A 13,427-nucleotide genomic window follows, 5' to 3' on the forward strand; every position below is an offset into this window, starting at 1 on the left:
CGCCTAGCCCCGCTTGGCCAGAGCCGCTGCCGGCGGCCAGTTCGCCAACCGGCGGTCGATGTCACGCGAGACCAGCCGCTCCACCTCATCACTCGTCTCGCGCACGAGGGCGCGATAGATGGCAATGGAGCGGCTCAACTGGTTGTAGAGGATCACGGCAGGGATCGCGGCAACGAGGCCGATGCCCGTCGCGAGCAACGCCTCGGCGATGCCCGGCGCGACCACGGCGAGGCTCGTCGTCTGCGACTTCGAGATACCGATGAAGCTGTTCATGATACCCCAGACCGTGCCGAAAAGGCCGACAAAGGGCGCCGTCGCGCCGACCGTCGCGAGCAGGCTCATGCCGCGCCGCATACGTCGTGTGAGCGCCGCATCGAGCCCGGAGAGGCGGGAAGCGACGCGCTCTTTCAGGCCAGCGCCGCCCAGCACGTCCTCGGAGAGCTCGATCTCCGCCCGCGCAAGCCCGACCATGCCCCGCGCTACCGCCGTTCGGCGCGTGAGATGCATGGCGGCGGCATCGAGCGACGGCTCGGCTTCCAGCGCCCTGAGGCCGCGACGCAGACCGGCGCGCGCCGTGATCAATTCCAAAAGCTTGGCGAGCCAGACGGTCCACACCGCCAGCGACGCCAGCGCGAGACCGATCATCACCGTCTTCACGACGATGTCGGCCGCCATGAACATGCCCCATGGCGAGAGGTCGTGCGGCAAGTTGGACCGCTCGATGGCCGCGGGCGCCGGCGGACGCCCTTCATTCGTCGCGAGCGGAGGCAGCTCAGCTTGGGCTGCGGCGGGTGCTGTGGGCGCAGCGGGTGTGGCTGGAGCCGCAGGCACCGATGTCACAGCGTCGCTGGCAGACGGCGATGGCACTCCCACCTGGGATACGGCCGCTCCGGCCCAGAGCATCATCGCCAGCACGAGGCACATTGAAAGTGCGCGCCGTAGCGGACGGACTACGAGCATCGCATCCGCTACGATGCCTTGAAGGCTGGAAACGGCCATTCTCACCGGAGATCCTCTTCGTGCAGCAAGCGGCGGCGCTTCATCCGCGCGCCCGAGCGTTGCTACAATTCATTACTCTCGTAGTCTAGTTTTAGTTTGCCGCAGAGCCACGCAATTCCAGCATCGGCGGACGCATAGCCGCCTTCCACGATTATACTTGACTGTTGTGGTATAGATTTGTTTCCCTCGATCCGCGCTTGCCGGGTCCCGGCAGCACGCGGATCCGCTGCCCGATGGGGTGGAAACGCAGCCGGATCTGCCATAGGGCCGCCATCGGGGGGTGGCGGCTCCTACAAGAACGCCGGCCTTGTGCCCGCTTTGGCGCGGCGCACCGTCTCCGCAGGGTCCCTTGCCTCCCTTGCAGGAGATTGCACCAGCGCCGCCGGGCATCACCGGCTGCCCCCGCGGATGTCCCGGGCATGACATGATCCCCCGATCATGTGCCGGGCATCCGCGGGCTAGGCGCGCGTCCGCTTGCGACGCTCCCGGATCATGACAGTATGCGCTGTCCGCGATCTGGAGAGATGCATGGCCCTCATCAGCGACATCGTGCCCGTCGAGTTCGACTTCGGCGCCAGCAAGATATTGCCCGCGGCCGATCACTCGACGCCTTCCAACCTGCGCCCGCCGACGGCTGCCGACGACGCCAAGCTCTTCGAGGACTGCTGGGAATAGCCATCAAATTCCCTTCTCCCCGTAAGAACGGGGAGAAGGAGAAGAAAAATCACGGGAGAGAAACGCCTATGGCCGCCATCGAGAAGATCGAAGCCGGGTTCTATCGCGTCCCGCTGCCGGTGCCGCTCTCGGATTCGACGCACGGCACCATGACCTCCTTCGAGCTGATGACGGTGCGCGTGCGCGACGCCGATGGCGCGGAGGGTATCGGATACACGTACACTACCGGCCACAACGGTGGCGCCGTCGCACGCCTGCTCGCGCACGATATTCCGGAGATCGTCGGTCGCGAGGATGCCGATCGCATCGAGCGGCTCTGGCAGAAAGTGTGGTGGGGCTTGCACTACGGCGGACGCGGCGGCCCGAGCGTTCTGGCCCAGTCCGCGTTCGACATGGCGCTCTGGGACCTCAATGCGCGCCGCGCGAACCTGCCGCTGTGGCGCCTGCTCGGCGGCCATGATCCGGCTGTGCCCTGCTATGCCGGCGGCATCGATCTCCATCTCTCGGTCGACGATCTCATCAAGGAGCACGATGCCAACCTCGCCAAAGGCTTCCGCGCCATCAAGATGAAGGCGGGGCGCACGCGCATGTCGGAGGACGTCGAGCGCATCAAGGGCCTGCGCGGCTACCTCGGCGACGGCTTCCCGCTCATGGCGGACGCCAACATGGCCTGGACGGCCGACGAAGCCATCCGCCGCGCCCGCGCGTTCGAACCCTACGGCCTCGTCTGGCTCGAGGAGCCGATCATTCCCGATGACGTCGCCGGACATGCACGCGTCGTCGCGCACGGCGGCGTCCCCATCGCGACCGGCGAGAACCTGCGCTCACTCTATGAGTTCAAGGCGCTGATAGCGGCCGGCGGCGTCAGCTTCCCGGAGCCGGACGTCACCAACTGCGGCGGCATCACCGTCTTCATGAAGGTCGCGCACCTCGCCGAGGCCTATAACCTTCCCGTGACCTCGCACGGCGCGCACGATGTGTCCGTGCACCTGCTCGCGGCCTGCCCCAATCGCAGCTTCCTCGAGATCCACGGCTTCGGGCTCGACCGGTACATTGCCGAGCCGCTTCCGCTTCGTGACGGCAACGCGATTGCCCCCGATCGGCCCGGTCACGGCATCAACTTCGACTGGGCCGGTCTCGGCAAGCATGCCGCAAGCTAGCGCGCAATTTTCTACTTCGAGGCCGACTTCCTCGCCACGCGCTCGGGCTTTCCCTTGCGCTTGGTCTTTGCCATTTTTTTGAGCTCCGCCTCGCTCATGGACTTCTCCATCTGACGCGAAGCACCTCTGAGATAGCTCTTCTTGATCTCGCCGCGCTTTGCCGCCAGCGCCGCACCGGCGGCCTTCTGCTGCGCCTTCGATTTGGCTGGCATGGCCGTTCTCCGCTACTGTTGATGCTCGCGCAACGCGCGGCCCGAGCGATTCGTTCGCTCAGGGGAACAATTGAGCTGCGTGACGGTTCGCCAAAACATCAGCATTCGGGAGGTTCAGCATCATGAAGCCGTTTCTCGCCTGCGCTGCCGCAATCGCACTCGTCGCGACGGCAGCCGTTGCCCAGGAATCCAAGACCGCCACGGCCACATTCATCAGCAAGGCCGGCAAGGAAAGCGGCACGGCCAAGCTGACAGGCACCGACAAAGGCGTCCTCATCGAGATCGACGTGAGCGGCCTTCCCCCGAGCCAGTGGGTCGCCTTCCATGTTCACGAGACGGGTTCGTGCGAGCACGCGGGCGGTCACATGTCGGCCGGCGGCCATTTCAACCCGACGAAAGCCTCGCACGGCTTCAATGATCCCAAAGGCCCGCACGCCGGCGATATGCCCAACCAGTACGTGGGCGCGGATGGCACGCTGAGAGCGCAGGTCTTCAACACCTTTGTCCGCCTGGACGGCGGCGACAATGCCATTCGCGGCAGGGCGCTGATGATCCACGGCAAGGCCGACGACTACAAGAGCCAGCCGGCCGGCGATGCCGGTGACCGTCAGGCCTGCGGCGTCATCAAATAGGCAAGACGGAAGTGTCGAGCGCACACAATCTGCGCTCGACACTTCAATCTCGTCCGGTGTTACGGAGTCGCAGCGTCGGAAGCGTGAGGCTTACAGTCCATCACCGTCGCTGAACGGGCCGAAAGCATCGCTCTCATCGTCGAGCGGGACGTAGCACGGCAGCTCGGCATAGGTCGGCGCGGACGATCCAAAGCAGTCGTCCCCCACCTCGTCCATATAGAACGGCAGGTCGGCAAGTTCCGGGCCCACTTCACCCGCAGACTGCACTTCATACAAAGCTGGCGTCGTGTACGGTGCCATGAGCACCTCCTCGCGAGCGGGCACGTCCATGTCCGACCCAACGATGTTGCCCGAGGAAGGTTCCGCCGGGGAGCGGCAATTTCATCGTTTCGCGCGCACGAGGCGATCGGCAATAATCCCGATTGCGACAAGGCCGATGCCGGCAAACTGCACGGGCGTCAATTGCTCACCGAGCAGCAGAACACCGATCAGCACGACCGTCACCAGTTCCAGACTGACGATGATCGAGTAGCGGCCGGCACTGAGTCGCGGCAGGGCATAGGCGAACGAGGCGATCTGGATTGCCCCGCCGACAAGCCCGATGGCCAGCAGACTTGGTACATTGCCGAGAGCCGGGATGGCTTTCATCCCGAAGAGCGCGACAACAAGACCGTATCCGCAGCCGAGTCCGAGATAGATCGCACTGGCACCCGCGAATGGCGATGCCTGCCGCGTGTAGCGGTAGGCAATGGCAATGTAGATGCTGAATATGACGGGTGTTGCGATGACGCAAAGCAGGCCAATGGGGTCGGCGTCTCCCAGGCCGAAGCTCGGCCAGCCGGCCAGCAGGGCGCCGACGAAAATGAGTGCGACGGCGACCACCGACTGCCAGCGAATCTGAAGCGCATAGAGATATCGATCGAACGCCAGCGTGATCATCGGATAGACGAAGAAAACGGTGACGACGACGCTCGACGGCACGGTCTGCACAGCGCGGAAGTACGTATAGGTCTGCGCGAGGCCGAGCGTGATGCCATTGAGGAACAGGCCGCGCCCGGCCGTCATCCATTCGGTGCGAAGGCCGGGGCTCGTCCACCAGGCGAGGGGGATCAGCACGGCGAGCGCAATCCAGTAGCGCCAGAACAGCACCACCGCGACGTCCATGCCTGCTTGGTAGAGGCCGATGGCGAAGTACGGCACGGTCCCGACGAGCGACGAGCCGAACGCGGCGGCGGCTACGGCGCGCGCCTCCGCACCGGGACCGGGTTGGGGCTGGGCAGACATTGGGGAGAGGACGGTCTCGGAGACTGTGTGAAGAAGCAGCGACGCAGAGGTCTGCCGCTTATACAGGCACACCTGCCGCAAAGCGATGCGCCATGAACGCATCCGCAGCAAACTTTGCCGGCGTTGCGAATCTGCCGGGCCCGTCAGCGGCCGCTCAGGCGGCGACGAGCTCCGCGATCTCGCGCATGGGTGCCGGTGTTTCCCCGAGCAGGAGATCGGCGATCCGATCCTCGCCGCGGCCGGCATCGAGCGCGAAGGGATCGCGCGCCGCGAGGCGATGATCGAGCACGAGGCGCGCGAGCAGCAGACGACGCGCATCGCCGCGGTGCTGATGGATGCGGTCCGCCTCCCAGGCGAGGTAGACCGCGCTCGCCACATGATAGAGCGCACTCGTCGCCCGGCGCGCATCCGCTTCATTGCCGGCATCACGGGCGACGCGCTGCGCGAAGCCGATCGCCGCATCGACATTGCGGCGCAGACGGTCGCGGAAGGCGACGGGCACGGCACCGCTCTCATCGAGGCGCGCCGCGAGATCGGCGGCGAGCGCGGCCTCGGCGCTGTGACGGCCGACAGCGCGCGTCAGCGCATCGAGCGCCACGATGTTGCCGGTCCCCTCCCAGATCGAGCCGAGATGGGCGTCACGCAGCAGGCGCGCGCAGGCGAACTCCTCGACATAGCCAATGCCGCCGCGGAACTCGAGGGCATCGCCCGTCATCTTTCGGGCATCGCGCGTCGAGCGGTACTTGAGCACGGGCGTCAGCATCCGCACGAGCGCTGCCGCTTCCTGGCTGCCGCCGAGCTCGGCACGATCAAGCGCATCCGCCGTGATGAAGCACATGGAAAGCGCCTGCTCGAGGGGCAGGATCAGCTTCAGGAGCTGACGGCGCGCGAGCGGCAGCTCGATGATGCGCCGCCCGAACGCGCGCCGGCCGTGCGCGACGGTCAGCGCATCGTGAAGGGCGCGCCGCATGAGCGCCGTCGACTTCACGCCATTCGAGAGCCGCGACCAGTTGACCATCTCGGCCATCTGCACGAAGCCGCGGTCGAGCCGGCCGACAGCATAGGCCACCGCACCTTCGAGCTTGATTTCGCCCGAGGCCATGGAGCGCGTGCCGAGCTTGTCCTTGAGCCGCACGATCCGGTAGCTGTTGGCCGTGCCATCATCGAGACGGCGCGGCATGAGAAAGAGCCCGACGCCGCGCGTGCCACCGACGGCACCCTCGGGCCGCGCGAGCAGCATGGCAATTTCCGCGTCGGCGTTCGAGCAGAACCACTTGTCGCCATAGAGACGCCAGTGATCGCCCTCGGGCTTCGCGATCGTCGTCAGGCTGCCGACATCCGAGCCGCCTTCCTTCTCGGTCATGAACTGCGCGCCCTGCGTGAGGCGGCTCATGTCCGTCTCGGTGAGACGGTCGAGATACTTGGCCTTGAGTGCCTCGTCGCCATAGCGCGAGAGCAGCATGGCCGCGCCGTCCGTCACGTTGAGCGGACAGCCCATGCCGAACTCGGCCTGATTGAAGAGATAGGTGAAGGCGTGTTTGGCCGCCGCCGGATAAGTGCCGGCCCAGCCGAGGATGCCCTTCCTGTGCGACATGGCATGAATGCCGAACTCGCCGAACCCGACGCGCTCGAGCTCACGATAGGCGGGGTGATACTCGATGTGCTGCACGTCATTGCCGAAACGATCGCGCGCATGAAGGATCGGCGGATGGCGGTCGGCAAGACGCGCGCAATTGTCGAGATGATCGCCCGCCAGCGCGCCGAGGCGATCGAGATGCGGCTCGATGTGCGCGAGCATGTCCTGCGGCAAGTGAATGCGCAGCAGATCCATGAGCGAGGGATCGGCGCGGAAGAAATTGAGCCCTGTCGTATCGGGCGCGATCGCTCCGGTGACGGTCGGCGAGGTCGTGAGTGCCATGGTGCGCTCCACAAATGAAAAGGCGATGCGCGGTGCTTCCGCACCGGCACCGCCGCCGATCCCAATCCAATCGTCCTCAGTCGGTCGGCGCCTGGTACCCGCCTCCGGCGGCTTCGTCTGCGAGCGAGCGCACGAGATCGAGCACGGACTTGCGCACCTTCGGATCGGTGATGCGCGAAAACGCCCGATTGAGCTCGAGGCCTTCACGGCTGCTGAGGAACTCGAAGACATGGCTGTCGGACGAGCGCTCGGCGAAGCCTGGCGCCGAGCTCGGCTGCGAGCTGGCGACCGGCGCATCCTCGTAGAAGAACTGCACGGGCACGCCGAGCACGCGCGAGAGCTCGAACAAGCGGCTCGCACCGATGCGGTTGATGCCCTTCTCGTACTTCTGCACCTGCTGGAAGGTCAGACCGAGCCGCTCGCCGAGCTTCTCCTGGCTGATCCCGATCAGCATCCGCTGGAGCCGCACGCGATTGCCGACATGGACATCGATCGGATTTGGCCGGCGCGTGCCCCGCTCCAGCGCTTCGCCGTCGTCCGCCGGGTCAACCATGACATCCCCCTAATGCAATCTCTTGTTCAACCCCACGCGACCGCATCTGACCGACACGGATGTGCGCAATTCCTAGGTGTGGCCTTGCACTTCGTCAACCACATGATGCGGTGCGGTTATATGGCTAACAATGAAGGAAATGTGGCTTCCTGTGAATGATCTGGAGCTTTCAGGACCGAATTCCTAAACGGGTGGGACGCGAGCCTTGCCGACGTGGGGGCAGGCCCCGTACTTATGACGGCGTTGCGGCAATTCGACGACCGATAACGCTCGCCGAGGGATGTCAGAGGGGCAGATGGCGCAAATAAAAACAACGATCAATTCCGCATCGGAGGATTTCGCCGCGAACCGCGCCGCCATGTCGGCGCTCGTCGCCGACCTCGCAGAGAAGCGGCGCGAGGTGGCCATGGGCGGTCCCGAGCGGCTCCGGGAGCGCCATCTCGCGCGCGGAAAACTCTTGCCGCGCGACCGCGTGCTCGGCCTGATCGATCCCGGCTCGCCCTTTCTCGAGCTCTCCCAGCTCGCCGCCTACGACATGTACGGCGGTGACATCCACGGTGCCGGCGTGATCACCGGCATCGGCCGCATTGCCGGTCGCCCGTGCATGATCGTGTGCAACGACGCCACCATAAAGGGCGGCACCTACTATCCTCTCACGGTGAAGAAACACGTCCGCGCACAAGAGATCGCGTGGGAGAACCATCTTCCCTGCATCTATCTCGTCGACTCCGGCGGCGCGAACCTGCCGCACTGGACGGAGGTCTTTCCGGACCGCGATCACTTCGGCCGCATCTTCTTCAACCAGGCGCGCATGTCGGCGGATGGCATTCCGCAGATCGCCGTCGTCATGGGCTCGTGCACGGCAGGCGGTGCCTATGTACCGGCCATGTCCGACGAAACCATCATCGTGCGCCGCCAGGGCACGATCTTCCTTGGCGGACCTCCGTTGGTAAAGGCCGCAACCGGCGAGGACGTCTCGGCCGAAGATCTCGGCGGCGCCGATGTGCACACACGGCTCTCGGGTGTTGCGGATCACTACGCGCTCAACGACCGCCATGCGCTCGAGATCGCGCGCAGCATCATCGAAACGCTTCCTGCACGCGAGCGCGCGATCGTTCCAACACAGACGCCCGTTCCGCCAGCCTATGACCCCGCCGAGCTCGATGGTGTCGTGCCTTCTTCGCTCATGACTCAGTACGATACACGCGAGGTGATCGCGCGCATCGTCGACGGCTCGGAGCTGCATGAGTTCAAGAAGAACTACGCGACGACGCTGGTGACGGGCTTTGCGCATATCGAGGGACAGCCCGTCGCGATCCTCGCCAACAACGGCATTCTCTACTCCGAGACGGCACAGAAGGCCGCCCACTTCATCGAGCTGGCCTGCCAGCGCAAGACGCCGCTGCTCTTTCTCCAGAACATCACCGGCTTCATGGTCGGGCGCGACGCTGAAGCCGGCGGTATCGCACGCCACGGCGCCAAGATGGTCATGGCGGTCGCCAACGCCGACGTGCCCAAGATCACGCTCATAATCGGCGGCAGCTACGGCGCCGGCAACTACGCCATGTGCGGGCGCGCGTACGGACCGCGCTTCCTCTTCACGTGGCCCAATGCGCGGGTCTCGGTCATGGGCGGACAGCAAGCCGCGAGCGTGCTTGCGACCGTGCGCCGCGACAACATCGAGGCTGAAGGCAAGACGTGGTCCAAGGCGGAGGAAGACGCGTTCAAGCAACCTGTGCTCGATGCGTACGAGCGCGAGGGCCATCCGTATTACGGCACTGCGCGCCTTTGGGACGACGGCATCATCACGCCTTCCGAAACGCGCCGCGTGCTCGGGCTCGCGCTTGCCGTCTGCTTCGAGCGTCCCATTGCCGAGACCAAGTTCGGCGTCTTCAGGATGTAGCGGGAGCTGCGATCAGCGCCAAAGCCCGAGCCGCTCCCAATCACCCTGCGGAATCTCGCGGCCGAGCACGAACGAGAAGGACGTTGCCTTCTTCCAATCGCCGGACAAGTCGCAGGTAAAGCTCAGCGCATACCAATGTCCGGCCGCCCTCACGGCGCCTCCGCTGGCTGTGAGCTTGGTGCCTTCCACCACGGCCGGGCGGAAAATGGAGGTCTTCATCCGATCGGCCTTCCGCAGCGCGGGCTCCTGCCGCACGGCCGTCAGCCCCCGCAGTATGCAGACTTGATGGGCGCGAAACTCCGGCGACATCTTGGCCAGCGTGTCCTCGAGCGGTGCGGCCGACGCCGCGGGCGTGAGGAGAAAGCTGAGGCCAACGGCTATCATGAACCTTCTACTCATGCCTCGTCCCCCTATCCCCGATCGTCAACAAGCACGCGGATTGCCGAAGCGCTCTGCAGGCTGCCGCGTGCGCAAGCGTTGCTCCGACACGCCGGCTGCACACCGCAGCATCGAGCATCTGCGTCCTGACCACGCGCGCAGCGATCGATCGCGCGTTCCGCGTCGCCCCCGAATGAGCGATGCCCTTCCCCCGCATATCGTATGCAGGGAGAGGGAACGGTCTAGTTCGCCCCAGCAAACCTCTTCGCGCGCACGGTTGCGGTGATCTCGTGCGCGAGCATGCCCTCCTCATGGCAGACGCGGGCCATGATCGGCGCCGCCTCGAGCGACGCACGGCGCGTCAGGCGCTGGTACGTAACGGTCTTGATGAACTTGCCGACCCAGAGGCCGCCCGTGTAGCGCGCAGCGCCTGCCGTCGGCAGCGTGTGGTTCGTGCCGATACCCTTGTCGCCGTACGCGACGGTCGACTCCTCGCCGATGAAGAGTGAGCCGTAGTTCTTCAGCTTCTCGAGATAGTAGTCGTCGCGACCCGTCTGGATCTCGAGGTGCTCCGGCGCGTACTCGTCCGAGACGGCGATCGCCTCGTCATCGCTGTCGACGACGACGATCTCGCCCCAGTCCGCCCACGAGCGCGAGGCCACCTCGCGGGTCGGCAGCGTCTTGAGCTGCAGCTCGATCTCCGCAAGCACGGCGCGGCCCATCTTCTCAGATGGCGTGACGAACCATGCAGGACTGTCCGGCCCGTGCTCGGCCTGCCCGAGCAGGTCGGTGGCGACGAGAGCGGGATCTGCCGTGTCATCGGCAATGACGAGGATCTCGGTCGGGCCAGCGGGGAGGTCGATGCCGACCATGCCGAAGAGCTGACGCTTGGCTTCAGCGACAAAAGGATTGCCGGGGCCGGTGATCATGTCGACGCGCGGCATGCCCAAGCAGCCATAGGCCATGGACGCCATGGCCTGCACGCCGCCGACGCAATAGATCTCGTCGGCGCCGGAGTGGTGAAGCGCATAAAGTGTCTGCGGATAGATGCCATCGGGCCCGCGCGGCGGCGCTGCAGCAACGATGCGGCCGACGCCGGCGACCTTCGCCGTGCCAACGCTCATGATCGCCGCCGAGATGAGCGGATACTTGCCGCCCGGAATGTAGCAGCCGGCCGTCGATATCGGGATGAGCTTCTGGCCGAGCAGCACGCCGGGCCGCAGCTCGACCTCGAAGGCCTGAAGACTTTCCTTCTGCCGCTTCGCGAACTCGGTCACCTGCTTGTGGCAGTAGGCGAAGTCCTCCTTGAAGGTCGTCGGCAGCGCGCGCGTCACCTCGTCGATGCGCGATTGCGGCACGCGGAACTCGCCGGTCCACTTGTCGAGATCGCGCGCGTAGCGACGCACGGCCTCGTCGCGGTTCTCGGCGACGTCGGCGATCATGCGGCGCACAGTGCTCTCGACTTCGGCCGCACGCGGCCCAGCCTGCAGTGCAGCGCGTTTCAGATAGTGGCGAGCCACGGCATCCTCCCAGATGTTTTGCGATGCTTCAACGGGACGCTAGGTGGCCCACCGTGACCGGTCAAGATGTGCAGACCGCCACGCGAAACGAAACATCCCGGCGCGAGGGCCGGGATGCTTTCCAAACCAGACCTGTGCAGGTCGGATAGGCGCGGCTCAGTTGACGGCGCGCGCCGAGCCTTGCGGCAACAGCTTGATGATACCCTGAGCAGCGGCACCGGCCGCAGCATCGGCAGTGCTTCCCCATGAGCCGTCGAGCGAGCCTTCGGGGATCTCATTCTTCTGCGAGACCGTGCCGAGCGAGCGGCCTTGCGGATCGCGCACCAGCCAATCGATCTGGATCGACTGCTTACCGGACTGCGCGCCGGTCAGCGCCACCTTGCCCTCGATACGGTAAGATGCACCCGGCCGGTTGGCCATCGTCACGCCCTGACGCGAAAGCTCGCGCTGGAGCGCGCTCGAGAGCGCACTGTTGCCATCGCCGGGCGCACCGGAGACGGTCGGCACGACCGCCGCCACATCACCCGATGAAGGAAGGCTGGCGGTCGTCGTGCGAGCCGTTGCCTGCTCCGGCGCGGGCGCGGCCGGCGGCGCAACTGCTGCAACGGGCGCCGGTGCCGGCTGGCTGGCGATCGGCGCCGCGCCGGTACTGGCAGGACGGTTGGCTGCGACCCATGTCGCGAGTTGCGTCGCCGTCTTGTCGGCGATGCTCTGCGTCAGGGCGCCGGTCACGGCAGCCCACGGATCCTTGCCCGCGCCCGCTGGTGCCATCTCTTCGCCGGTGACGCGATGGACGCGTTTGCCCGTCGGATCGGTGAGGTCCCAGATGTACGAGACCTTGGTCTGCGAACGATCCTTGGACGCGACGATGTAGCCGCGCAGCGTGAAGTCGCCCTTCGCGTCGCGATCGTTGATCAGCGAAATGCGCTGGCGCTCCGCAGAGTGCACGACCTGGTCGGCAATCTGACGCGACACCGCATCGGGCGCGCCGATGACCGGCGCCAGGGCGATACGCGCGAGCGGCGCCTGCTGCGCCACCGGTTTCGCCGGCTCGGGCGCTGTCGTCTCCGGCGAGGACGACAGGCTGCTGAAGAGTGACGATCCGCTCGACTCGCATCCGGCGAGTGCCAGAGCGAAGATGGTAATGGCGGCCGGCATCGCGAAGCGCGCTCGGCTCCGCAGTGTCCTCTCAGCGTCGGATTTGGTCACAGTGACGCCCCCTTAAATATGATCCCGCTGACACCCGGTGACCGACTTACGGACTTGGCGGCCTCGAGGTTCACCCTCGACTCGGTACCCTTTTGCGAATCCTGTAGCTGCTGGCTCCCGACCCGTCCAGATGGCGGCTCGAGGTTTCCTGTTTCTGACTCACGACTTAGTCGGCAGTTGATGGGGAAACTGTGGAAAAACTAGAGCAGTACGATGGCGGATATTTGGCGTCCGTAGTCAGGCTCGCGGCGATGCGTGGTGCGGCGGTAGCTAAAGAAATCATCGGAATGACCATACGTGCAACGTGTTTGGCTCTCGACAGCACCAAGGCCCATGGCCCCAAGGCGATGCAGCACAAACGCGGGCAGATCGAAGTATGGTCGTGCGCCCGCTGATGGTCTCTCGAAAAAGCGCTTATACTCCGATGATTGCGCGATGAAATTGGCCTCGAACTCGGGGCCGACCTCGTAGGCCGTCGGGCCAATGCAGGGGCCGAGCACCGCTGCAATCCGCGCGCGGCGAGCGCCAAGCCTCTCCATGGTCGCGACAGCCGATTCGAGCACGCCGTGGAGCGCGCCCTTCCAGCCCGCGTGCGCTGCAGCGACGACGCCCGCTTCCGCATCGGCGAAGAGGACCGGGGCGCAATCGGCCGCGAGCGCGCCCAGGGCTATGCCCGGCGTCGCGGTAACCAAGGCATCGGCCTTGGGCATGGTGTCGAAAGTCCAGGGCTCGGTAACCACGACGGCATCGGCACTGTGATGCTGATGGGCGGTGAGCAGGTGAGCAGGAGCGACACCGAGATGCTGGGCTACACGGCGGCGGTTCTCGCCGACCATATCGCGCGCATCCTTCGACCCGAGCCCGCAGTTCAGTGCCGCGTAAATGCCCTCCGACACGCCGCCCTGCCGGCCGAAGAAGCCATGCGCGATACGGCCGCGCGCCCCGAGCGCTTCCGATTGGATCGGCTGAAGCATTGTCGTCCCG

Annotated in this window: 14 protein-coding genes; 4 read left to right on the forward strand and 10 right to left on the reverse strand. The window is 65.6% G+C overall.

Going from position 1 to position 13,427, the window contains the following annotated elements; translation table 11 throughout:
- Positions 1-3 precede the first annotated feature (3 nt).
- The gene (gene exbB, locus CS1BSM3_RS03765) at positions 4-999 is read right to left on the reverse strand and encodes a tonB-system energizer ExbB (RefSeq protein WP_244540412.1); all 996 of its coding nucleotides are present in this window, start codon (positions 997-999) and stop codon (positions 4-6) included.
- Positions 1,000-1,527: 528 nt separating this feature from the next.
- Here exbB and CS1BSM3_RS27850 point away from each other — a divergent pair.
- Both CS1BSM3_RS27850 and CS1BSM3_RS03770 read left to right on the forward strand, forming a co-directional pair.
- Complete coding sequence (locus tag CS1BSM3_RS27850; protein ID WP_143149059.1) at positions 1,528-1,674, forward strand: iron-containing alcohol dehydrogenase; 147 nt, start codon at positions 1,528-1,530, stop codon at positions 1,672-1,674.
- A 68-nt stretch (positions 1,675-1,742) separates the two neighbouring features.
- Positions 1,743-2,834: a mandelate racemase/muconate lactonizing enzyme family protein gene (locus CS1BSM3_RS03770; RefSeq protein ID WP_072385615.1), complete on the forward strand. Its 1,092-nt coding sequence runs from the start codon at positions 1,743-1,745 to the stop codon at positions 2,832-2,834.
- Between the two features lie 11 nt (positions 2,835-2,845).
- On the opposite strand, the gene CS1BSM3_RS03775 is transcribed toward CS1BSM3_RS03770, so the two are convergent.
- The gene (locus CS1BSM3_RS03775; protein ID WP_072385616.1) at positions 2,846-3,046 is read right to left on the reverse strand and encodes a DUF3008 family protein; all 201 of its coding nucleotides are present in this window, start codon (positions 3,044-3,046) and stop codon (positions 2,846-2,848) included.
- Positions 3,047-3,168: 122 nt separating this feature from the next.
- On the opposite strand from CS1BSM3_RS03775, the gene CS1BSM3_RS03780 reads away from it, so the two are divergent.
- Positions 3,169-3,678 carry a superoxide dismutase family protein gene (locus CS1BSM3_RS03780; protein WP_072385617.1) on the forward strand — a complete coding sequence of 170 codons (510 nt, stop codon included), beginning with the start codon at positions 3,169-3,171 and terminating at the stop codon, positions 3,676-3,678.
- Positions 3,679-3,768: 90 nt separating this feature from the next.
- On the opposite strand, the gene CS1BSM3_RS03785 is transcribed toward CS1BSM3_RS03780, so the two are convergent.
- The 4 genes from CS1BSM3_RS03785 to CS1BSM3_RS03800 form a co-directional block, all read right to left on the reverse strand.
- Positions 3,769-3,978: a hypothetical protein gene (locus CS1BSM3_RS03785; RefSeq protein ID WP_143149060.1), complete on the reverse strand. Its 210-nt coding sequence runs from the start codon at positions 3,976-3,978 to the stop codon at positions 3,769-3,771.
- 81 nt (positions 3,979-4,059) lie between these two features.
- On the reverse strand, positions 4,060-4,962 hold the full coding sequence (locus tag CS1BSM3_RS03790) for a DMT family transporter (RefSeq protein ID WP_072385619.1): 903 nt from the start codon (positions 4,960-4,962) through the stop codon (positions 4,060-4,062).
- A 154-nt stretch (positions 4,963-5,116) separates the two neighbouring features.
- Positions 5,117-6,880, reverse strand: a complete 1,764-nt coding sequence (locus tag CS1BSM3_RS03795; RefSeq protein ID WP_072385620.1) for an acyl-CoA dehydrogenase family protein — start codon at positions 6,878-6,880, stop codon at positions 5,117-5,119.
- Between the two features lie 76 nt (positions 6,881-6,956).
- The gene (locus CS1BSM3_RS03800) at positions 6,957-7,433 is read right to left on the reverse strand and encodes a helix-turn-helix domain-containing protein (protein ID WP_072385621.1); all 477 of its coding nucleotides are present in this window, start codon (positions 7,431-7,433) and stop codon (positions 6,957-6,959) included.
- A 295-nt stretch (positions 7,434-7,728) separates the two neighbouring features.
- On the opposite strand from CS1BSM3_RS03800, the gene CS1BSM3_RS03805 reads away from it, so the two are divergent.
- Complete coding sequence (locus tag CS1BSM3_RS03805; protein WP_072385622.1) at positions 7,729-9,336, forward strand: carboxyl transferase domain-containing protein; 1,608 nt, start codon at positions 7,729-7,731, stop codon at positions 9,334-9,336.
- 12 nt (positions 9,337-9,348) lie between these two features.
- Here CS1BSM3_RS03805 and CS1BSM3_RS03810 read toward each other — a convergent pair whose 3' ends face one another.
- The 4 genes from CS1BSM3_RS03810 to pgeF all read right to left on the reverse strand — a co-directional run bounded on the left by CS1BSM3_RS03810 (position 9,349) and on the right by pgeF (position 13,417).
- Positions 9,349-9,735 carry a DUF930 domain-containing protein gene (locus CS1BSM3_RS03810; protein ID WP_072385623.1) on the reverse strand — a complete coding sequence of 129 codons (387 nt, stop codon included), beginning with the start codon at positions 9,733-9,735 and terminating at the stop codon, positions 9,349-9,351.
- Between the two features lie 221 nt (positions 9,736-9,956).
- Positions 9,957-11,234 carry a histidinol dehydrogenase gene (gene hisD / locus CS1BSM3_RS03815; RefSeq protein ID WP_072385624.1) on the reverse strand — a complete coding sequence of 426 codons (1,278 nt, stop codon included), beginning with the start codon at positions 11,232-11,234 and terminating at the stop codon, positions 9,957-9,959.
- Between the two features lie 156 nt (positions 11,235-11,390).
- A complete protein-coding gene (locus CS1BSM3_RS03820; RefSeq protein WP_072385625.1) occupies positions 11,391-12,392 on the reverse strand; it encodes a hypothetical protein in 1,002 nt (333 codons plus the stop codon).
- A 251-nt stretch (positions 12,393-12,643) separates the two neighbouring features.
- Positions 12,644-13,417, reverse strand: coding sequence for a peptidoglycan editing factor PgeF (pgeF, locus tag CS1BSM3_RS03825; RefSeq protein ID WP_072385626.1), 774 nt, complete (start codon positions 13,415-13,417; stop codon positions 12,644-12,646).
- Positions 13,418-13,427 lie beyond the last annotated feature (10 nt).

The organism is Hyphomicrobium sp. CS1BSMeth3 (assembly GCF_900117415.1).
Lineage (GTDB): Bacteria > Pseudomonadota > Alphaproteobacteria > Rhizobiales > Hyphomicrobiaceae.